The sequence below is a fragment of the Castellaniella sp. genome (genome assembly GCF_034675845.1).
GTDB lineage: Bacteria > Pseudomonadota > Gammaproteobacteria > Burkholderiales > Burkholderiaceae_B > Castellaniella.
Map to the genome: position 1 here is coordinate 275,173 of NZ_JAUCCU010000001.1, position 21,866 is coordinate 297,038.

A 21,866-nucleotide genomic window follows, 5' to 3' on the forward strand; every position below is an offset into this window, starting at 1 on the left:
GATCCATGTCAAGAAAACTGTTTTTTTGCATGATCGATGAGACTGTTAAAATTCATTCCGCTTTTTATTTTGCCGACGCCAAACCACGATCGGCAATCAGTCGAGTTCACAATCATGAACACACCGGTACGCCACCTCATCGACGCCGCCTGGGAAGACCGGGCATCCTTCAGCCCAGGCCATGCGCCGACTGATCTCATCACTGCCATCGAGCAGACCCTGGCTGGGCTGGACAATGGATCTTTGCGAGTCGCAGAAAAAATTGATGGTCAGTGGCAAGTGCAGCAATGGATCAAAAAAGCCGTGTTGCTGTCTTTCAGGCTGAACGACAACCAATTGGTGGGACAGGGGCCGCTGCGCTATTACGATAAAGTCGGGCTCAAGTTCCAGGACTATTCCCCAGCGGATTTCGAGCAAGGCGGGTTTCGCGTGGTTCCCACGGCGACCGTACGCCGTGGCGCATACATCGGCCCGGACGTAGTTCTGATGCCATCCTATGTGAATATCGGCGCCTACGTGGGCGCGGGCACCATGATAGACACCTGGGCCACGGTCGGGTCCTGCGCACAAATTGGCAGTCATGTGCACTTGTCGGGCGGAGTGGGCATCGGCGGCGTGCTGGAACCCCTGCAGGCCGGTCCCACCATCATCGAAGACAACTGCTTCATCGGCGCCCGCTCTGAAGTCGTCGAAGGGGTGATCATCGAGGAAAACTCAGTCCTGGCCATGGGGGTGTTCATCTCGCAAAGCACCAAGATCTACGATCGCGCCACAGGAGAAATCCACTACGGCCGAGTGCCGGCTGGATCGGTCGTGGTGCCGGGTTCACTGCCCGCTGCCGACGGCAGCCACAGCCTGGCTTGCGCGGTCATCGTCAAACGCGTCGATGCCCGGACCCGGGCAAAAACCAGCATCAACGACCTGCTGCGGGCCTGATATGGCAGACCACGACGTCCTGAACTTGACCCTAGACCTGATGGCCCGCGCGTCCGTCACGCCGGACGACGCTGGTTGCCAGGCGCTGATCGCCCAGCGCCTGCAGCACCTGGACTTCCACTGTGAATCCCTGCCCAGCGCAGAGGTCAGCAATCTTTGGGCGCGGCGCGGCACCGATGGCCCTTTGCTGGTGTTTGCCGGTCACACCGACGTGGTCCCGCCCGGCCCGGCATCCGACTGGCCCAGCCCCCCATTTCAACCCACGCTGCACAACGGCCAACTGGTAGGCCGGGGCGCGGCCGACATGAAAACCTCGATTGCCGCCTTTGTCGTGGCGACTGAGGAATTCATCGCCGCCCACCCCCGGCACCAGGGCTCCATCGCCCTGCTGTTGACCTCGGACGAAGAAGGCCCCGCCACGGATGGCACGGTGCATGTCTGCCGCATTTTGCAGGCCCGCGCAGAAGTCCCGGACTACTGTATCGTCGGCGAGCCCACCAGCACGCAACAGTTGGGCGACACCATCAAAAACGGCCGTCGCGGCTCGCTGTCGGCCCGCATCACGGTGTACGGCATTCAGGGTCATGTGGCCTATCCGCATCTGGCCCGCAATCCTGTGCACCAGTTGGCGCCCGCCCTGGCCGAACTCAGCACCACGGTCTGGGACCAGGGCAATGCCTATTTCCCCCCCACCACATTCCAGACATCCAATCTGCATGCGGGCACCGGGGTGGGCAATGTCATCCCCGGCCAGGCCGTGATGGACTGCAATTTCCGTTTTTCCACGGCCAGCACTCCGGCTGAGCTACAAGCCAGGGTCGAACAGATTCTGCAGCGCCATGGGCTGGAATTCGACATCCACTGGACCCTCAGCGGCGAACCCTTTCTGACCCCCCAGGGTCCTTTGTGCGCTGCGCTACAATCTGCCATTGCCGACGAGACCGGCGTACAAGCGACCCTGTCCACGACCGGCGGCACATCCGATGGTCGCTTCATCGCCCGCCTGTGCCCCCAGGTCGTTGAATTCGGTCCGCTAAACCGCACCATCCACCAGATTGGGGAATCCCTGCCTCTGGATAACCTGGTGCCTCTGAAAAACATATACCGCAGGGTGCTGGAAACATTGCTGCCCGACGCCCCGCCCGCCTGAAGCCGCCAGGGTGTCGGCCAGCGCCAGACAGCACGCCTGATTGAATCTGACCATGGCCTCTCCTCATACTGAACTTCTGACCCTGCGCGACCTGCTGCGCTGGGCCGTCACCCGTTTTCACGGTGCCAACCTGGTGTTTGGCCACGGCAGCGACAATGCCTGGGACGAAGCCGTCTATCTGCTGCTGCATACCCTGCACCTGCCGCTGGATACGCTGGAGCCCTTTCTGGACGCCCGGTTGCTGGAACGCGAACGCCAGCGCTGCGTCGACCTCATCCACGAGCGTGTGAACAGCCGCAAGCCTGCCGCCTACCTGACCGGCGAAGCCTGGTTGCAGGGCGTGCGCTTTCTGGTGGATGAAAACGTCATCGTGCCGCGCTCGCCGATTGCCGAACTGCTCAACGAACAGCTTGCCCCTTGGGTCGAAGACCCGGATGCCATCACCCAGGTGCTGGATCTCTGCACAGGGTCCGGCTGCCTGGCCATTCTGGCTGCCATGGCCTTTGAATCTGCCCAGGTGGACGCGGTTGATCTGTCGCCCGAAGCCCTACGGGTGGCCCAGTCCAATATTGCCTTGCATGGCTTGCAAGGACAGGTTCAGGCCTTGCGCAGCGACCTGCTCGCCAATATCCCGGCGGGCCGCTGCTACGACCTGATCATCTGCAACCCGCCTTACGTCAATGCGCAGGCCATGGGCCAACTGCCCGAGGAATATCGGCACGAGCCCCGCCTGGCCCTGGCCGGTGGCGACGACGGCATGGATCTGGTGCGCCGGATTCTGGCCGATGCTCCTGCACATATGGCACCGGACGGTTTGCTGGTCCTGGAGATCGGCCACGAACAAGCGCATTTTCAGGCCGCCTTTCCAATGCTGGACCCTGTCTGGCTCAGCACTGAAACTGCCAGTGACCAGATTTTGCTGCTGCGCCGCACGCAGCTGACCCCATGATCCGCGCGAATGGCCTGACCCTGCGGCGCGGCGTGAAGGTCTTACTGGAGGATGCCGAATTTGTCGTGCACCCCGGCGAGCGGGTGGGCTTTGTCGGCAAAAACGGCGCCGGCAAGTCTTCCCTGTTCGCTCTGTTGCAAGGGCAGATCGACCCCGACGCCGGCACCTTGGATATCCCGGCTGCGTGGCGTCTGGCCAGCGTCGAACAGATTCTGCACGACACGGGCCGCGCCGCCCGCGAATTCGTCATGGACGGTGATCGCCATCTACGCGATCTGCAGGTCCGCCGAGCGGCCCTGGGGCCGGACGAAGGCCAGCAGATTGCCGAACTGGAGTCCGCCCTGGTCGAAGCCGAGGCCTGGAGCGCGCCATCGCGCGCCGAGCAATTGCTGGCTGGGCTGGGCTTTGCCCCGGACGAATGGACGCGGCCTGTGGCCAGCTTTTCCGGAGGCTGGCAAATGCGTATCGCCCTGGCCCGCGCCTTGATGGCGCCATCCGACCTGCTGTTGCTGGATGAACCCACCAACCACCTGGACCTGGATGCCATGCTGTGGCTGGAACGCTGGCTGGGCAGCTATCCCGGTACTGTCCTGCTGATTTCCCACGATACTGAATTCCTGGACGCCGTCGCCCGGACCATTCTGCATTTCGAGCAGGACAAGCTGATCCGCTATAAAGGCGGCTACGAAGACTTCCTGGAACAACGCGCCGAACGCCTGCGCCAGAACCAGTTGGCCCGCCAAAAGCAATCACGCGAGACGGCCCACCTGCAGGCCTTTATCGACCGCTTCAAGGCCAAGGCCTCCAAGGCCAAACAAGCCCAAAGCCGGGTCAAGGCGCTAGCGCGCATGCAAACCCTGGCACCGCTGGCGACTGAATCCGGCATCGATATCCGCCTGCCCGACCCGCTGCAAACACCCGACGTTCTGCTGCGCCTGGAAAATGCCGAACTGGGCTATCCAGCCAGCGACAACGGCCCGACCCGCACCATTCTGAGCAATATCAACCTGATGGTGCGCGGCGGCAGCCGCATCGGCATTCTGGGTGTCAACGGTGCGGGCAAAAGTACCCTGGTCAAGACCCTGGCCCAGGAACTCGCCCCCTTGTCGGGTCAGATTCAGCCTGCCCGTGGCCTGGAAGTCGGCTATTTTGCGCAGCAACAGCTGGATGTACTGGACCCGGACGCCAGCCCGCTACAGCACTTTGCCCGCATCGCACCCGACACGCGGGAACAGGAACTGCGCAATATGCTGGGCCGTTTTGGCTTCGGCGGCGACATGGTCAGCCAACCGGTCGCCCCTTTTTCAGGCGGCGAAAAGGCGCGTCTGGCCCTGGCGCTGATCGTCTGGCGCAAACCCAATCTGCTGTTGCTGGACGAACCCAGCAATCACCTGGACGTGGATACCCGCGAGGCCCTGGCCCGGGCTCTGGCCGAATTCCCCGGCAGCGTGCTGCTGGTCTCCCACGACCGGCATCTGCTACGCACCACCGTGGACACCTTCTGGATCGTGGCCGATGGTCATATACAGCCTTTCGATGGCGACCTGGAAGATTATCGCGATTGGCTGCAGCAGCGTCAGACCCATCAAAACCAGGCGGCCCGCAGCGCCAGCGCCCCGGATAAAGACCGCAAGGCCCAGCGCCGCGAACAAGCCCAGGCGCGCCAGGAATTGGCCGTCCGCCGCAAACCCCTGGAAACCAAGCTGAAAAAAGTCGAAGAGAAAATGGCCAAAGCCCAACTCCGGTTGGCCGAGCTGGACGCCCTGATCGCCGACCCGACCTTTTACACCGATGCCCATAAGGACGACCGTCCCGGCCTGCTGGCTGAACACGGCGAACTCAGCAAAACCTTGCAGACCGACGAGGAAAGCTGGCTGGACATCCAGACAGAACTGGAAACCTTATAAGCTCGTATGGCTCCTGCCACGGGCTTATCGAGAACTCAACGCGCCTTGTCGGGCGTGTCTATATTCTAAATTTGAATAATTTAATTCTCTTATAGTCGTTTGCTATGAGAACCCGGCTCCATAGAATGAACAGGTCTAAACCTTGTCCATCTGATCCGCCATGAGCCGCCTTCCCATTCAATCCATCGAATCCGCCCACACCGACGCCCAGGAACGCCTGCGCGCCGCAGAAAAAGCCAATGGCTTTTTGCCCAATCTGCTGGGTGTTCTGGCCAACGCCCCGACGGCACTGGAAACCTATCAAGTCGTGGGGGCGATCAATGGCCGCAACAGCCTGACCCCCACCGAACGGGAAATCGTCCAGATCACGGCTGCCACCTACAACGGCTGCGGCTTTTGCGTGGCCGGCCACACCAAGCTCGCCACCAAGAAACTGCAGCTGCCCCAAGAACTCGTCGATGCCCTGCGCAACACCCAGGCGCTCTCTGACCCAAAGCACAATGCACTGGCCACATTCACCTTGCAGGTGCTGGAACATCGGGGCCAGGTGGATGACGATGCACTGAACAATCTGCGGGGTGCGGGCTATACCGACGCCCAGGCCCTGGATGTCGTGCTGGGCGTCAGCCTGGCAACCCTGTGCAACTATGCCAATAACCTGGCGCGCACCCCCATCAATCCAGAACTTCAGGCCTACGCCTGAGCGCCGGGGATAGTCATGACACTGGCCACACTGCCTGCCGATATAGACGACAGCATCGAACAGATCATCCGCAACACCCTGGCGCCCCAGGTGGAAGCCATCGACCAGGGCTTATACCCTGGAGACTTCCTGCGGGCGCTGGGTGCTTTGGGCGGCTTTTCCGCCGCCCTGCCCGTCCAATCGGGTGGTCTGGGGCTGGATCTGCCTGCTCAGATCGACATCATCGCCCGAGTGGCCCGGACCTGCGGATCCACCGCCTTTCTGGCCTGGTGCCAGGCGACATGCGCCTGGTATCTACAACGCAGCGAAAACCCCGCCGTCCAACAGCGTTATCTGCACGACGTGGCACGCGGTCGGCTGCTGGCCGGCACCGGCATGTCGAATGCCGTCAAGCATCTGGCCGGCATCGAGCGCATCAACCTGCGCGCCCACCGGGATGGCAGCGGCTACCGCGTCAACGGTGCGCTGCCCTGGGTATCCAATCTGGGGCCTGGTCATCTGCTGATCGTCGCCGCCGCACTGGATGAGGGCGGCTACCTCATGTTCGCAATCCCACCAGACACCGAAGGCTACAGCTTGCGCGCCTGCCCGAGCTTTTCCGGCCTGGAGGGCAGCGGCACCTACAGCGCGCGCCTGAAAAACATTTATGTCCCCTCGGAAGATGTGCTGGCCGAACCAGCCCAATTCGACGCTTATATCCTAAGCTTCAAACCCGGCTTTCTACTGATGCAAATCGGCATGGGCGCGGGTCTGGTGCAAGCCAGCCTGGATACCATCCAGGCCAGCAACCAACGCCTGGAACACGTCAACTGCTATCTGGACGATCAGGCGGACGAACTGGCACGCGATCTGCATGCCTTGCAAACCCAGACCACGTCGCTGGCCCTGCAGGGCGCCGCTGCTCCCTTGCTGGACATATTGCGCGCCCGGGCGCTGGGGTCCGAACTCAGTCTGCGCGCCACCCAATCCGCCGCTCTGCATACAGGGGCGGCAGGTTATCTGATGAGCAGCCCCACCCAACGCCGCCTGCGCGAGGCCTTGTTTGTCGCCATCGTCACCCCGGCCCTGAAGCACCTGCGCAAGGAAATCCATGCGCTAGAACAACGTCAGGCGGCATAAAGCATGGCTGTCGCCCCGACTGCTCCTTTACCCAAGGCCTCACCCAGCGTGCTCAGCGTGCACGATCTTTCCCTAGGATACGGACGGGCCGGACAGCAGAACAATCTGCCTGTGTTGGCCGATTTTTCCCTGGACCTGCAAGCCGGGGAAATCACTGCGCTGCTGGGCCCCAGCGGGGTCGGAAAATCATCGCTGCTGCGCGTGCTGGCCGGCCTGCAATCCGCTCAGGCCGGTGAAATCCGCCTGCATGGTCAAGTCCTGAATGGACCATCACCCGCTCTGGGCATGGTTTTTCAGGACCCCAGCCTGCTGCCCTGGCTGACCCTGGAAGAAAACGTGGCTTTCGGGCTGGATTTCCGCCACCAGCCCCGACAGGATGCCCATACCCGCCAACAGCGCGTGCGCCAGGCCATCAGCGAGGTCGGCCTGCAATCGGCCTGCCAACGCTATCCCGATGAACTCTCGGGCGGCATGGCCCAACGCGCATCCCTGGCCCGTACTCTGGCCAGGGCGCCGGAAATCCTGCTGCTGGACGAACCATTCAGCGCACTGGACGAGGTCACCCGCCACGAAATGCAGACTTTATTGTTGCAGATCCGTGCCCGCCACCGGGCTGCTGCACTCTTGGTCACCCACGACATCGACGAAGCCTTGCTGCTGGCCGATCACATCTTGCTGATCGGCGGCCAGCCAGGCCGCCTGATCGGTCAATGGGAAATCACCCAGCCTCACCCACGGGACGAAACCAGCCCCGAACTCACCGGCTTGCGCGTGCAAATACTGCAGGCACTGCGCGGCGCCAGATCACCGAGACCTCAATGACACGATACAAACCACTGGACCTGTGCTGCGGCACGCCAGACAGCACGCTGGCCCGTCGGCGCCAGTTCTTGAAGCTATCTGCTCTGTTCACCACGGCCGGCGCCTTGCCCTTGCTGCAAGCAGGTCGCCTGGCGCACGCCGCCCAGCCAGATGCGCCCGTGCGCATCGGCTATCTGCCCATTACCGACGCCACACCGCTACTGATCGCACACCACAACGGCCTGTTTGAAAAGCAAGGCCTGCAGGTCGAACCCCCCAGGCGGTTTCGCAGCTGGGCTCAGATCGTCGAAGCCTTCTTGAGCGGTCAGGTGAATGTCGTACACCTGCTGATGCCGATGACGATCTGGTCACGCTACGGCAGCCAATCCCCCGCCAAAGTCGTGGCCTGGAACCACACCGAGGGCTCGTGCCTGACCGTCTTGCCGGAAATCAATACCGCAGCCGATCTGGGGGGCACTACCGTCGCCATTCCTTTCTGGTACTCAGTGCACAACATCGTGCTGCAGGCCATGCTGCGCGAGGCCGGGCTGGAATTCATCAACGAAGGCGAGCCCACGAAGCAACAGGTGAAGCTGGTGGTCATGTCACCGGGCGACATGCTGCCCGCGCTGGGCAGCAAGCGCATCGCAGGCTACATTGTGGCCGAACCCTTCAACGCCAAGGCTGAAGAACTGGGCGTCGGCAAAGTCTGGCGCTTTACCGGCGACGTCTGGCGCAACCATGCCTGCTGCGTGGTCACCATGCACGAGCGCGATCTGCAAGAGCGCCCGGAATGGTCGCAGAAGGTCGTCAACGGCATTGTGGAGGCCCAGGCCTGGGTGCGCGGCCACCGCGAGGAAACCGTGGATATCCTGGCACGCAACAATCCGGCTGCCTATACCCCACACGAGGCCTCCACCCTGGCGCGCGTGCTGCTGCCCTCCGCCGAGCGCGATGCCGCTTATGCCCAAAGCGGTGCGATCCGCCACCCAGACTGGCAAGAGCAACGGATTGATTTTCGCCCCTACCCCTACCCCAGCTATACCGAAAAACTGGTCGAATTGCTGAAATCCACCTATGTGATGGGCGAAAACGCCTTTTTACAAAATCTGGACCCCGCCTTCGTGGCTCGGGATCTGGTGGACGAGCGTTATGTGCGCAAGGCCATTGACGCCCAGGGCGGCCTGGCGGCCTTTGGCATAGACGGTGGCTATACCCGATCCGAAACCTTCGAGGTCAACTGATGCGAGCCCGCCCCACCCCCCTGTCTTCACGCCGCCGCCTGATACTCAGCACCGGTGGGCTGGCGATCCTGCTGCTCTTGTGGGCGGCAGGCATAGGCCTGCTGGGTCAGGATCTGGCCATGGCACGCTTGTTTGCCCCCGGCCAGGCCCTGCCCAGCCTGGCACACCTGATTGCCGACAACCAACTGACCACCCACACACTGGTCAGCTTGCAGCGGGTCGCCGTGGGCTTATTCTGGGCTTTGCTGTTTGGCATCCCCTTGGGGCTGGCCATTGGCCTGTCCCGGCCACTGGAATCCGCCACCAGCGGCGCTTTCCAGTTTTTACGCATGGTCTCGCCACTATCCTGGATGCCGATTGCCGTCATGTTGTTCGGGGTGGGTGATGCCCCCATCTATTTCTTACTCAGCTTCGCGGCGATCTGGCCGATTATTCTGAACACCAGCGCCGGCGTGCGCCAGCTGGACCCACGCTGGCTGCTGCTGGCGCGCAGTCTCAGTGCCACCCGCACAGAGATTCTGTTAAAAATCGTCATTCCGGGGGCTTTAGGCCATATCCTGACCGGCTTGCGCCTGGCTATCGGCATCGTCTGGATCATCCTGGTGCCCTGCGAAATGCTGGGGGTCAGTTCCGGCCTGGGGTATTTCATTCTGGATACGCGCGACCGGCTGGCTTATTCCGAACTGATGGCCGTCATTATTTTGATCGGCGCCCTGGGCTTCGCACTGGATACCACCGCCCAGCGACTGCATCGGCGCTGGGGACGGGGGCGGTAGGGCTGTTAGCCCAGGATTTCCAATTTGGCCACGCCCAGGGCCAGCGTCTTGGTGCCTACGTCCCTGAACTCGATCTGCGCCTGGGCATCAGCACCGCTGCCGCTAAGCGCCACAATGGTGCCTTCGCCGAAACGGTTGTGGCGTACGGTAGCACCCATGCGAAAGCATTGATCCCCCACAGTGACGTCCGCTGCGCGAGTACGCGGGGTGCGGGGTGCAAAACTGCTGCCCGCATTGTCCTGCCAGGCACCCGTTCCGCGCCGGAAGGCGCCGCGCCAGGCAGGCTGCTGATCCGGCACGGCAGCACGTTGGCGCGGCGTGATCCACTTCAAATGTTCTTCGGGGATTTCATCCAGAAAGCGTGAGCGCAAGGCATAGCGCGTCTGGCCATGCAGCATGCGGCTTTGCGCCAGGGTCAGCGTCAAACGATCGCGCGCCCGGGTAATGGCCACGTACATCAGGCGGCGTTCTTCTTCCAGTCCTCCGGCATCCAGCAGGCTGTTTTCATGCGGAAACAAACCTTCTTCAAGGCCGGTGATGAAGACCACATCGAATTCCAGGCCTTTAGCCGCATGCACCGTCATCAATTGCACGGCCTCCTCGCCCGCCTGGGCCTGGTTATCGCCCGCCTCTAGCGAAGCGTGACTGAGAAACGCCCCCAGCGGCGACATCACGGCGGGGGATTCCAGCAGTGCCTGGGCCTGATCTTGCGGGTCGAGGAACGGCACATCGATGGGCTCGATGCCGACGGCCGGCGGGATGCGCCCGGCCACCAGCCCCTGCAGACCTGCTTCCGCCACAAAGGCAGCAGCCGCATTGACCAGTTCCTGGAGGTTTTCCAGTCGCTCCTGACCCTCGCGATCCGCCCGATAATGGGCTTCCAGGCCGCTGTGGTGCACCACATGGCCAATGAGTTCCGGCAAATCCAGTGCCTGGGCAGACGCGGCCATCTCGCGAATCAATGTGGCGAAACGAGCCAGACTACTGCCGCCCTTGCCCGAGACATAAGCCAAGGCACCGGCCAGACTGGTGTCATATTGCCGGGCAGCATCCGATAATTGTTCCAGCGTACGCGCCCCAATTCCCCGGGTCGGAAAATTCACCACACGCATCCAGGATGTATCGTCATGTGGATTATCGATCAGACGCAGATACGCCAGGACGTGCTTGATTTCCTGGCGCTCGAAAAACCGCTGGCCGCCATACACCCGATAAGGCACGCGGGCCGAAAACAAGGCATGCTCGATAGAGCGCGACTGCGCATTGCTGCGATACAAAATCGCCACCTGATGCGGCGCACGGCCCTCGCGCAATAAGCTGCGAATTTCGTCCACCAACCACTGGGCTTCCAACTGATCCGAGGCCTGCTCTACCACGCGCAAAGGCTCGCCCGCGTCCGCCTCGGTCCAGAGATTTTTGCCCAGGCGATTGCTGTTATGCGCAATCAAGGCATTGGCGGCATCCAGAATATGCCCATGCGAACGATAGTTTTGTTCCAGGCGGATCACATTGCCATGCGCATGGCGGCGTTCAAAATCCGCCATATTGCCGACATTTGCCCCCCGGAACGCATAGATGGACTGATCATCGTCCCCCACCGCAAAGACGGGTGAGTGGCTGCCGGCCAGCAGCATCAACCAGCGATACTGCAAGACGTTGGTGTCCTGGAACTCATCCACCAGGATATGCTGAAAACGGCGCTGATAATGTTCGCGGATCGGCGCTTCGCGCAGCAGCAATTCGTAGGCGCGCAGCAACAGCTCGCCAAAATCCACCACGCCCTCGCGCTCGCACTGATCCTGGTAACGCTGATATAAATCCGCCAATTGCCGCGCCCGACCGTCGCTGACATCCATGTCTTTGGGTCGCAGTCCGTCTTCCTTGGCCGCATTGATCATGCGCTGCACATCGCGGGCCGGATAGCGCTCAGTGTCCACCCCATGGGATTTCAGCATGCGCTTGATGGCCGAGAGCTGGTCCGCACTATCCAATATCTGGAAGGTTTGCGGCAGACCCGCATCCCGATAATGGGCCCGCAACAGCCGATTGCACAGGCCATGGAACGTACCCACCCACATGCCCCGCGTATTGATGGGCAGCAAGGCTGACAGACGCGACAGCATTTCGCGCGCGGCCTTATTGGTGAAGGTAACCGCCAGCAGCCCAAAAGGGCTGATGTGCGCCGTCTGAATCAACCAGGCCATGCGCGTGGTCAGCACCCGCGTTTTACCGCTGCCCGCCCCTGCCAGGACCAGCGCGTGTTGGGCAGGCAGCGTCACGGCTGCACGCTGTTGTTCGTTAAGGCCGTCTATCATGCAAAATCAATTCGTCATCGAGGATTACTGAGAGGCCCTTAGTGTAGGCCACACTGATTTGCGAGGCCGCCCATGCCCCGCAACGCCGCTGGCAAACGGCTAAAGCACACGCTGCGCAGCCGCTATTCGGGGGCGGGCTCATCCTCGGTGTCGCCTGGTTCTGTGACATCCGGTTTGTTGCGCTGCATGACCGCCGCAAAAAAACCATCTGTGCCGTGTACATCCGGGCGCAACTGCAGCATAGGGCCATCCAGCGGCAACTGGATACCCCGATCCGCCAACACGGTGCTGGCATCCAGCAGCACAAAGTCTGGGTGCTTTTCCAAGAAGGCCTGTACTTGCTGCTCGTTTTCCTGCGGCAGCAAGCTGCAACTGGCATACACCAGCCGTCCGCCTGGGCGTACACATGCCGCTGCATCTTCCAGGATGGCCGCCTGCGTCACCAGCAACTGCGCCAGGGTCTCGGCGTGCTGGCGCCATTTCAGGTCTGGATTGCGGCGCAAGGTGCCCAAGCCACTGCACGGGGCATCGACCAGCACCCGGTGGGCCTTGCCGCGCAAGCGTTTGACGCGCTGGTCGTTTTTGTCGGCAATCACCACAGGCACGATGTTGGACAGGCCGCTGCGGGCAAAGCGCGGCTTGGCGCGTGCCAGGCGGGCAGCCGACACATCAAAGGCATATAAGCGCCCGGTGGAGCGCATCAAGGCACCCAGCAGCAAGGTCTTGCCACCTGCCCCGGCACAATAATCAATCACCATTTCGCCGCGTTTCGGCCCCACCAGAGCGGCCAGCAACTGGCTGCCCTCATCCTGCACCTCGATTTCGCCACGCTCGAAACTGCGCCAGCGGTTAATCGGTGGACGCCCCTGGATACGCATCCCCCAGGGTGAATAAGGCGTCGGTTGAGCCGGCCATTTAGACTCTGGCCCCTGGGCCCAGGCCTGCAGCACGGTATCCCGATCGGTTTTGAAAGGATTGATCCGTAAATCCAGCGGCGCAGGCTGATTCAAGGCCCGCAGTAGGGCCTCGGCATCCGGCAAGGCCATCAGCTGAGACTCCAGCCATTCGGGTACGCTGTGGCGCACGGCAGGCGATAAATTGCTCAGGTCGAAAGCCTGGACATGATCCAGCCAAGGCTTCTCGTGCTCCTCCAGACCAGTGTCCAAGATGTCGCGCGACCACACCGATGCCAAGCCCAGAATGGCCAGACGCCGTGTCGCCGCGCCCTGCCCGCTCTCGGCAAACTGACGATAACGGCGCAAATGGCGCAATACGTCGAATACGGCCTCGGCAATTTCACCACGATCCCGCAGCCCGGCATTTTTATGGGCGCGAAACCAATGCGACAACACAGCATCGGCCGGATATTGCCACTGCAAGACTTCACCCAGCACCTGACGGACCTGCTCGATGCGGGCGGTAGCCATCACATAAGGCCGGGCTGGTGAATAGGCGCTGGCGCCCTGGTCCGGACGCCGGGTATCCGGGCGGCCCCCACGAGCTCCTTCCCGGCTATCCTGTGGGCGGGGCCGACGGCCACCGCTGGATTGTCGGCGCGCAGCGCCTGATGTGTCATGCTTGCTCATGCGGTTCCTGTGACTGAATAAGTGATGTGCCGGCCCAGGCACGATGGGATGCACCGATTACCTGCACCCGGCCATCGTCCTGCAATAACACGCGCCCCTGTGCCAGCCAGCGCAGCGTCTGTACAAAAACCTGATGTTCCACCGGCAACAAGCGCGCAGCCAACGTGTCGGGCGTGTCGTCGCGTTCAACCGGAATCGCGCCTTGGGCAATGATAGGCCCCTGATCCAGTACCGGGGTAATAAAGTGCACGGTGCAACCATGCCATTGCACCCCCTGGGCCAGCGCCTGCTGATGGGTATGCAAACCCGTAAAGGCCGGCAACAGCGACGGATGGATATTGATGATGCGATCACCAAAATGACGCACAAACTGCGTTCCCAGCACCCGCATGAATCCGGCCAACAAAATATAATCTGGCGACAAGGCATCCAACTGGGCCAGCAAAGCCGCATCAAAGGCATCGCGGCTGGGAAAATCCCGGTGTTCCAGGACAGCAGTCTGCAGTCCCTGGTCCCGCGCCCAGGCAATCCCGGCGGCGTCCGCCCGATTGGACAGCACGGTGCAAATATCCACCGGCAGGGATTCTGCTGCCACCGCCTGCACCAGAGCCTGCATGTTCGAGCCTCGGCCCGAAATCAGGATGGCCACCCGCAGTGGCCGTTCGGCGGTATGCTCCATGCGTTTGCTCTCCGACATAAAATCATAGATAAGGGTGCCCTCAAGCCCGCGCTTCGAAGCACCCCGAACCTTTAATTGTAAACTCTCCCACGTGAAACCAGCCCTCAGCCTCTATCGCACGCTGCCCAGACGCGATACCCGTGCCGCCAGCGCCCTGACCATCGGTAATTTTGACGGTGTGCATCTGGGTCATCAGGCCATCCTCGCCCAAGTGCGCGAACACGCCCAAGCCCACGGGCTGGAACCCAGCGTGATGACTTTTTCCCCGCATCCACGCGCTTTTTTCGCCCGCCGCGGGGGGCGTACCGAACTCATCCCCACCCAGATCAGCAGCCTGCGCGACAAAGTCGCCCTGCTGGCGGCCCAGGGCATGCGTCAGATCATTATTCAGCGCTTTGACCAGGCTTTGGCCGACATGAGCGCCGAGGACTTCATCCGCCAGTTGCTGGTCGAAGGCCTGAATACCCGCTGGCTGTTGGTGGGTCAGGACTTCCGCTATGGCCATAAGCGCAGCGGCGACATCGACCTGCTGCGCCATATGGGGCGCCAGCACGGCTTCACCGTCCAGACCCTGGATGACATCCACGACAGCCAGGGCCAGCGCATCTCCAGCTCGGCCCTGCGCACGGCCCTGGCAGTCGGAAACCTGGACCACAGCCGCACGCTGCTGGGCGCGCCCTTTCGGATATCCGGTCACGTGATCCACGGGCAAAAGCTGGGCCGCGACCTGGGCTTTCCCACCCTTAACCTGCGGGTGCCCGCCCCTTGCGCCGCCCGCTCAGGCATTTACATTGTGCAGGTGCATGGCCTAGCCGACCGCCCTCTACCCGGCGTGGCCAGCCTGGGGGTGCGCCCCACCGTCACCCGTGATGGTCCCTTATTGCTTGAAACCCATCTACTGGATCAGCAGATCGACGCCTACGGTAAACTGGTATGCGTCGAATTCCTCCGTTTTTTGCGCGACGAGGAATCCTTTCCAGATTTAACCACCCTGATCGCCGCCATCCAACAGGACGTGCTAGGCGCTCGCGACTATTTCGCCTCCCATGGACTATAGAGACACCCTGAATCTTCCCGACTCCGCCTTTCCGATGCGGGGCAACCTGGCCAAACGCGAACCCGGCTGGATTGCCGACTGGGAAGAAAAGAAAATCTACGAGGCGATTCGGGCGGCCGCAGCCGGACGGCCCAAATTCATCCTGCACGATGGCCCGCCCTATGCCAACGGCGATATCCATATTGGCCACGCCGTCAATAAGATTCTCAAGGACATCATCGTCAAGAGCCGCGACATGGCTGGTTTTGACGCCCAATATGTGCCGGGATGGGACTGCCACGGCATGCCGATCGAGATCCAGATCGAGAAAAAATTCGGCAAGCACCTGCCGGTGGCCGAAGTTCAATCCAAGGCCCGCGCCTACGCCGCCGAGCAAATCGAACGCCAGCGCACTGACTTCAAGCGCCTGGGCGTGCTGGCCGAATGGGACAACCCCTATCTGACGATGAACCCGCACAACGAGGCCGACGAACTTCGGGCGTTGGCACGCATCATGGAAAAAGGCTTTGTCTTCCGCGGACTGAAGCCCGTGAACTGGTGTTTCGACTGCGGCTCGGCGCTGGCCGAGGCCGAAGTCGAGTACGCCGACCGCAAAGACCCCTCGGTCGATGTCGCCTTCGGCTTTGAAGACCGCGCAGCGATTGCCCAGGCCTTTGGCCTGACCGGTCAAGTCGACGACGGTGCGATCGTCATCTGGACCACCACCCCTTGGACCATCCCCGCCAACCAGGCTCTGAACCTGCACCCGGACCACGAATACGCGCTGGTGCGCCTGGCCCAGCCACGCGCCACCGGTCCGTTGCTGATCATCGCCACCGAACTCGTCGAGGCCTGCCTGCAGCGCTGGGGCCTGGCTGGTGAAATCATCGCCCGCGCCCCAGGTCTGGCCCTGGATGGCTTGGCATTCCGCCACCCGCTGTATCAGGCACACCCCGGCTACCAGCGCGTGTCCCCTGTTTACCTGGGTGATTACGTCACGCTGGATTCCGGCACCGGCATCGTGCACTCGGCCCCTGCCTACGGGGTCGAGGATTTTATCTCCTGCAAAGCCCACGGCATGCACGATGCCGACATCATCAACCCCGTCATGGGCAATGGCCACTACGCCGACAGCCTGCCGTTGTTTGGCGGCCAGTTGATCTGGAAGGCCAACCCTCTCATCGTCGAAGCTCTGCGCGAAGCAGGCGCCCTGCTGGACACAGAATCTCACGCACACAGCTACATGCATTGCTGGCGTCACAAGACGCCCATCATCTACCGCGCCACCAGCCAGTGGTTCGCCGGCATGGACGTCCAGCCCGCCAGTGGCCCCACCCTGCGAGAAATGGCCTTGAAGGGCGTGGACGACACCACCTTCTACCCGGCCTGGGGGCGCGCCCGCCTGCATGCCATGATCGCCAATCGTCCTGACTGGACGCTCTCGCGTCAACGCCAATGGGGCGTACCCATGGCGTTCTTCGTGCACAAGGAAACCGGCGCGCTGCACCCACGCACCCCTCAGTTGCTGGACGAAATCGCCCAACGCGTCGAGCGCGACGGCATCGAGGCCTGGCAAACCCTGGAACCGCGCGACCTGCTGGGCGACGAAGCTGATCTCTATGAAAAAAACCGCGATACGCTGGACGTCTGGTTTGATTCCGGCACCACCCACGCCACCGTGCTGGGGGGACAGGATCACAGCCTGAAAGGTTCACATGCCCAGCAACTGGCCTGGCCTGCCGATCTTTACCTGGAGGGCTCGGATCAGCACCGGGGCTGGTTCCACTCGTCTTTGCTGACCGGCTGCATGCTCTATGGCCGCCCGCCCTACAAGGCGCTGCTGACCCACGGTTTCGTGGTCGATGGCCAGGGCAAGAAAATGAGCAAGTCCGTCGGTAATGTCGTCTTTCCCCAGGAAATCTCAAATTCGCTGGGGGCGGAAATCCTGCGCCTGTGGACTGCCGCCACCGATTACTCGGGTGAGCTCTCGATTTCCAAGCAAATCCTGGATCGCGTGGTCGAATCCTACCGGCGCATGCGCAACACCCTGAAGTTCCTGCTGGGCAACCTGGCCGATTTCAACCCCGCCACCGATGCCATCGCCCCGGATCAGCTATTGGAAATCGACCAATACGCCCTGCAGATGACAGCGGACATGCAGGCTGAAATCCTGGCAGCCTATGAACGCTATGAATTTCATACCGCCGTGGCCCGGCTGCAGATTTTCTGCTCTGAAGACCTGGGTGCTTTCTACCTGGATATTCTTAAGGATCGTCTGTATACCGCCGGCACCAACAGCCTGGCGCGGCGCTCCGCCCAGACCGCGCTGCACCATATTACCCACGCCCTGCTCAAGCTTTTAGCCCCGATTCTGTCCTTCACGGTTGAAGAGGCCTGGGCCGACTTGGGTGGCAATCCCGACTCGCCCACGATCTTCACCGAGCTGTTTCACGTCATTCCCGCACCAGCAGGCGCAGCGTCTCTGGTTGGACGTTGGACGCGCTTGCGTGAAATCCGCGCCGAGACCATGCGCGAAATCGAGGCCGTGCGCTCCCGGGGCGAAATCGGTTCGTCCCTGGCGGCTGAGATCGATTATCACGCAAGCGGCGACGATCTGGTCCTCCTGCAGGGCCTGGGCGACGACTTGCGCTTCGTCATGCTGGTCTCGCGTGCCGATATTCATACCACCGAGGGCGCCACCCGCATCCAGGTGCACGCCAGCACCCATGAAAAGTGTGGGCGCTGCTGGCACCACCGGGCCGATGTCGGCCACGACGCCCAGCACCCCGAACTCTGCGGACGCTGCGTCGAGAACCTGTTTGGCGCAGGCGAAACCCGTCATCATGCCTGAGCCGTCTCAGCCGCCGCAATCCGCCAAGCGGGACCTGGGGCCGGTTACACCATCTGCCTTGGCGGTCCAGCCCAGCTCCGGGCTGACCCGCCGACAGCGGCTGCGTTCCCTGGGAGGCTGGCTGCTGATCGCCAGCCTGCTGATCCTGCTGGACCAGGCCACCAAGGCCTGGGTGCTGGACAGCCTTACTTATGCTCAGCGTATCCCCGTGCTGCCGGTCTTTGACCTGACCTTGCTGTACAACACCGGCGCGGCATTCAGCTTTTTGGCGGATGGTGACGGCACCCAGCGCTGGCTGTTTACCGGCATCGCCGGGGTAGTCTCGCTGGTGATTCTGCGCTGGCTATACACCCAGGCAGGCCAACGATTGTTGGGTGCATCCCTGGCTTGTATCCTGGGCGGGGCGCTAGGCAATGCGCTGGACCGCCTGCTGCACGGCCATGTGGTGGATTTTCTGCTGTTTTACTGGCGCGACTGGTATTTTCCAGCCTTTAACGTGGCCGATATCGCCATCACCTGCGGGGCTGTGCTGCTGATTTTGGATGAAATCCTGCGCAGCCGCCGTACCCGCCATCCATAGGACGACACCACCATGCCGGATCTCTTTGGAAAACGCATTATCCTGGGGCTGACCGGCGGCATCGCCTGCTATAAATCCGCCGAGCTGCTGCGCCGCCTGCAAGACGAAGGCGCCACCGTGGACGTGGTCATGACTGCCGCCGCCACTGGCTTTATCACCCCTGCCACCATGCAGGCGCTGTCCGGCCGCCCCGTCTGGGAAGACGCCTGGGACAGCCGCATGGACAATCGCATGGCCCACATCAACCTCAGCCGTGGGGCCGATGCCATCCTGATTGTGCCTGCCAGTACGGATTTCATGGCCAAACTCGCCCACGGGCTGGCCGACGACCTGCTGGCCACGCTGTGCGTCGCCCGAGGGGCGGTTCCCCTACTGGTGGCCCCCGCAATGAACCACGAAATGTGGACCCACCCCGCGACCCAACGCAATGCCGCCCAATTGCGCGCCGATGGCGTCACCCTGATCGGCCCCGCCGAAGGCAATCAGGCCTGCGGCGAAACCGGGTCTGGCCGCATGATGGAACCCGATCAGATACTGCGCACCCTGATCGCTTTTTTCCAGCCGAAAACCCTGGCTGGAAAGCGCATCCTGCTGACGGCTGGTCCGACCAGCGAAACCATAGACCCGGTGCGCGTGCTGACCAACCGATCTTCAGGTCGCATGGGCTATGCGCTGGCGCGCGCAGCCGCCGAGGCCGGCGCTCAGGTCACCCTGGTTTCCGGTCCCACCGCCCTGGCCTGCCCGGATCAAGTCACCCGCCTCGACGTGCTGACGGCCCACGACATGCACGCCGCCGTGCTGCCGCTGGCTGCTCAAGCAGACATTTTCATCGCCGTGGCTGCGGTGGCCGACTGGGGCATTCGCAACCCATCGACCAGCAAACTCAAAAAACAACCGGGTGGACAGCCGCCCATTCTGGATTTTGTACAGAACCCGGATATTCTGGCCGAGGTAGCCGCCTTGCCCCAAGGCCCCTGGTGCGTGGGCTTTGCCGCCGAAACCGAGAATCTGCATACCCATGCGCAGGCCAAGCGACAGCGCAAGAACATCCCGGTCATCATCGGCAACCTGGCCCAAAAAAGCATGGACGCCGCCGACACCGAACTCATCATCTTCGACGCCCACGGCGCCCATCCCCTGCCCCGGCTCCCTAAATTACAGGCCGCCCGCCAGCTCATTCACTGGATCGCCAGTCATTGCCCCTGAATCCACCCGGACTCACTCTCTCCAACAGACTGCCTTCATCTTTTCAATTTTCTATTCACATCATGCACCGACGACTTATCCAGGCCCGCATCGTCAACCCTTTGCTGGGCACCGATGCCATTCCTCTGCCCGAATACGCCACCAGCGGCTCGGCCGCCATGGACCTGCGCGCCTGCCTGTCCGCGCCCCACACACTGCAGCCCGGCGAACGCCTGCCAGTCCCCACAGGCCTGGCCATCAATATGATGGACCCCAGCCTGGTTGCCATTGTTGCCTCGCGCTCGGGGCTGTCACTCAAGCACGGCATCCGGGTCGCGCAAGGCATTGGTGTCATCGACGCCGATTACCATGGCGAGATCAAAGTCCTGCTGACCAACGACAGCACCCAAGCCTACGAAATCCAGCCCGGAGAACGCATTGCGCAACTGATGTTTCAGCCCGTCGTCCAGGTAGGCCTGCACCTGGTGGATCAGTTCGACACCACCAGCGAGCGCGGCGCTGGCGGATTCGGCAGCACCGGCAGCCACTAAGCACACACCGCTCAGCCGTATTAGTAAAACCCCTGGTTGTACCCATGCTATTGGATGGTTAAACTTTAATGCGTTCTTGCTCTGGTTTTTTGGTTGCACCTTTGTGCTGATCCTATCGCCAGCCTGCCAGACCAAGTTCAAAGACTGTTTACCCGAGCAGCCTCATGACATCTCCTGACCGAAGCCCTCTATCGTATCTTCGGGAAGACCCTTATGGTGTCACACACGCGCTCTTAATATATTATTAATATATGGCTCCATCCGGGTCCATGCAAAGGAGAATCCAGACATGAGCAGGCTGACAAAAATTTCCACGCTTTCTGCCGCTATATCCGTGGCCCTGTTGGGCATGGGCACTGCGGTTGCTGCGGATGGCCCCATCAAGATCGGCGTCCAGGCCCCCATTACCGGCGAATACGCCGCCGAGGGCCAAGGCATTGAAAACGGCGTACGCTTGATTGCCAAACAGCACAACGATGCCGGCGGCCTGCTGGGCCGTCAGATCCAGGTCATCGTCTGCGACGACGAGGGCAAGGCCGCCCAGGCAGCCATCTGCGGTCGTAAATTGGTGAATGACGGCGTCATCGCCGTCATTGGCACCTACACCAGCGGCGCTGCCCTGGCTGCCGCCCCTATCTATTCAGCCGCCAACGTCATCCAGACTTCTGATGGCACCAGCGACGAGCTGACCCAGAAAGGCTGGAAAACCTTCTTCCGCAATGCGCCGCCCAACAGCGACGAAGCCGAATTCGTCGCCAACTACTTCGTCAAGATCAAAAAATACCCGCGCATCGCCGTGCTGAGTGATCATTCCAGCTATGCCACCGGTCTGGCCAAGGCCACAATCGACGCCATCAAGAAAGAAGGTGGCAATGTCGTCGCCGAGGACTTCATCAACGCAGGCACGCAAGACTACAGCGCGGTTCTGACCAAACTGAAATCCGAAAAACCCGACGTGCTGTTTTTCTCCGGCTATTACACGGATGGTGGCCTGATCCGCGCCCAGATGAAGCAATTGGGCATGGATGCGGTCTTCGTCGGGGGCGACGCCAACCAAAATGAAAACTTCGCCAAGATCGCCGGCGACGCAGCAGCAGGTGCCGTCATCGTCAACGTGCCGGCCCCAGAAAACCTGCCCTACCCCGCAGCCAAGCAATTCCTGGCAGACTACACCAAAGAGTTTGGCGCCCCTCCTCCCAGCATCTATACCTTGACCAACGCCGATGGTTTTCGCGCCGTCATCGCTGCCATCCAGGACACGCAGTCCACGGATACCAGCAAGCTCATTCCCTGGCTGCATAACCTCAAGGAACCTTTTGGCGGTCTGACCGGCCCGTTTACCTGGGACGATAAAGGCGAACGAATCGGCAGTCTGATGTCCGCCTTTGAAGTCCAGGCCAATGGTGGCTACAAGACCATCTACCCACGTCAGCTCGATCCGCGCCAATAAAGCCACATCGATAGCCGGGAGGCAGGTGCTACAAGCCCTTTCTCCCGG

18 protein-coding genes are annotated in these 21,866 nt (G+C 61.7%); 15 read left to right on the top strand and 3 right to left on the bottom strand.

From position 1 onward, the window contains the following. Window positions 1-114: 114 nt before the first annotated feature. The 9 genes from dapD (at window position 115) to VDP81_RS01430 (ending at window position 9,585) form a co-directional block, all read left to right on the top strand. Complete coding sequence (dapD, locus tag VDP81_RS01390; protein ID WP_322994775.1) at window positions 115-936, top strand: 2,3,4,5-tetrahydropyridine-2,6-dicarboxylate N-succinyltransferase; 822 nt, start codon at window positions 115-117, stop codon at window positions 934-936. A gap of 1 nt (window position 937) precedes the next feature. Continuing rightward, complete coding sequence (gene dapE, locus VDP81_RS01395; protein WP_323011326.1) at window positions 938-2,086, top strand: succinyl-diaminopimelate desuccinylase; 1,149 nt, start codon at window positions 938-940, stop codon at window positions 2,084-2,086. Window positions 2,087-2,138: 52 nt separating this feature from the next. Continuing rightward, entirely contained in the window at window positions 2,139-3,035 is an 897-nt protein-coding gene (gene prmB, locus VDP81_RS01400; RefSeq protein WP_322994773.1) for a 50S ribosomal protein L3 N(5)-glutamine methyltransferase, read from the top strand. Beyond that, a complete protein-coding gene (locus tag VDP81_RS01405; RefSeq protein ID WP_323011327.1) occupies window positions 3,032-4,942 on the top strand; it encodes an ABC-F family ATP-binding cassette domain-containing protein in 1,911 nt (636 codons plus the stop codon). Before prmB ends, VDP81_RS01405 begins: the two co-directional genes overlap by 4 nt. A 160-nt stretch (window positions 4,943-5,102) precedes the next feature. After that, window positions 5,103-5,645, top strand: a complete 543-nt coding sequence (locus VDP81_RS01410; RefSeq protein ID WP_322994771.1) for a carboxymuconolactone decarboxylase family protein — start codon at window positions 5,103-5,105, stop codon at window positions 5,643-5,645. Between the two features lie 15 nt (window positions 5,646-5,660). Next, window positions 5,661-6,764, top strand: coding sequence for an acyl-CoA dehydrogenase family protein (locus VDP81_RS01415; RefSeq protein WP_322994770.1), 1,104 nt, complete (start codon window positions 5,661-5,663; stop codon window positions 6,762-6,764). A 3-nt stretch (window positions 6,765-6,767) separates the two neighbouring features. Continuing rightward, entirely contained in the window at window positions 6,768-7,586 is an 819-nt protein-coding gene (locus tag VDP81_RS01420) for an ABC transporter ATP-binding protein (protein ID WP_322994769.1), read from the top strand. Further along, complete coding sequence (locus VDP81_RS01425) at window positions 7,583-8,809, top strand: ABC transporter substrate-binding protein (protein ID WP_323011328.1); 1,227 nt, start codon at window positions 7,583-7,585, stop codon at window positions 8,807-8,809. The genes VDP81_RS01420 and VDP81_RS01425 overlap by 4 nt, the downstream gene beginning before the upstream one ends. Further along, entirely contained in the window at window positions 8,809-9,585 is a 777-nt protein-coding gene (locus VDP81_RS01430) for an ABC transporter permease (protein ID WP_323011329.1), read from the top strand. Before VDP81_RS01425 ends, VDP81_RS01430 begins: the two co-directional genes overlap by 1 nt. Before the next feature lie 5 nt (window positions 9,586-9,590). On the opposite strand, the gene VDP81_RS01435 is transcribed toward VDP81_RS01430, so the two are convergent. From VDP81_RS01435 to purN, 3 genes are all read right to left on the bottom strand, one after another. Continuing rightward, window positions 9,591-11,900, bottom strand: coding sequence for a UvrD-helicase domain-containing protein (locus VDP81_RS01435; RefSeq protein ID WP_322994766.1), 2,310 nt, complete (start codon window positions 11,898-11,900; stop codon window positions 9,591-9,593). 122 nt (window positions 11,901-12,022) lie between these two features. Beyond that, window positions 12,023-13,294 (bottom strand): RsmB/NOP family class I SAM-dependent RNA methyltransferase, encoded by a 1,272-nt coding sequence (locus VDP81_RS01440; RefSeq protein WP_323012378.1) that lies wholly within the window; start codon window positions 13,292-13,294, stop codon window positions 12,023-12,025. Window positions 13,295-13,472: 178 nt separating this feature from the next. Then, window positions 13,473-14,165, bottom strand: coding sequence for a phosphoribosylglycinamide formyltransferase (gene purN / locus VDP81_RS01445; protein ID WP_322994765.1), 693 nt, complete (start codon window positions 14,163-14,165; stop codon window positions 13,473-13,475). Window positions 14,166-14,256: 91 nt separating this feature from the next. Here purN and VDP81_RS01450 point away from each other — a divergent pair, with 91 nt between their 5' ends. The 6 genes from VDP81_RS01450 (at window position 14,257) to VDP81_RS01475 (ending at window position 21,818) form a co-directional block, all read left to right on the top strand. Continuing rightward, entirely contained in the window at window positions 14,257-15,222 is a 966-nt protein-coding gene (locus VDP81_RS01450) for a bifunctional riboflavin kinase/FAD synthetase (protein WP_322994764.1), read from the top strand. Beyond that, a complete protein-coding gene (gene ileS, locus VDP81_RS01455; RefSeq protein WP_323011330.1) occupies window positions 15,212-18,052 on the top strand; it encodes an isoleucine--tRNA ligase in 2,841 nt (946 codons plus the stop codon). Before VDP81_RS01450 ends, ileS begins: the two co-directional genes overlap by 11 nt. Then, a complete protein-coding gene (gene lspA / locus VDP81_RS01460) occupies window positions 18,045-18,632 on the top strand; it encodes a signal peptidase II (RefSeq protein WP_322994762.1) in 588 nt (195 codons plus the stop codon). The genes ileS and lspA overlap by 8 nt, the downstream gene beginning before the upstream one ends. A gap of 12 nt (window positions 18,633-18,644) precedes the next feature. Beyond that, window positions 18,645-19,838: a bifunctional phosphopantothenoylcysteine decarboxylase/phosphopantothenate--cysteine ligase CoaBC gene (coaBC, locus tag VDP81_RS01465; protein ID WP_323011331.1), complete on the top strand. Its 1,194-nt coding sequence runs from the start codon at window positions 18,645-18,647 to the stop codon at window positions 19,836-19,838. A 62-nt stretch (window positions 19,839-19,900) separates the two neighbouring features. Next, on the top strand, window positions 19,901-20,368 hold the full coding sequence (gene dut, locus VDP81_RS01470; RefSeq protein WP_322994761.1) for a dUTP diphosphatase: 468 nt from the start codon (window positions 19,901-19,903) through the stop codon (window positions 20,366-20,368). Between the two features lie 289 nt (window positions 20,369-20,657). Continuing rightward, entirely contained in the window at window positions 20,658-21,818 is a 1,161-nt protein-coding gene (locus VDP81_RS01475; protein ID WP_322994760.1) for a branched-chain amino acid ABC transporter substrate-binding protein, read from the top strand. Window positions 21,819-21,866: the final 48 nt, after the last annotated feature.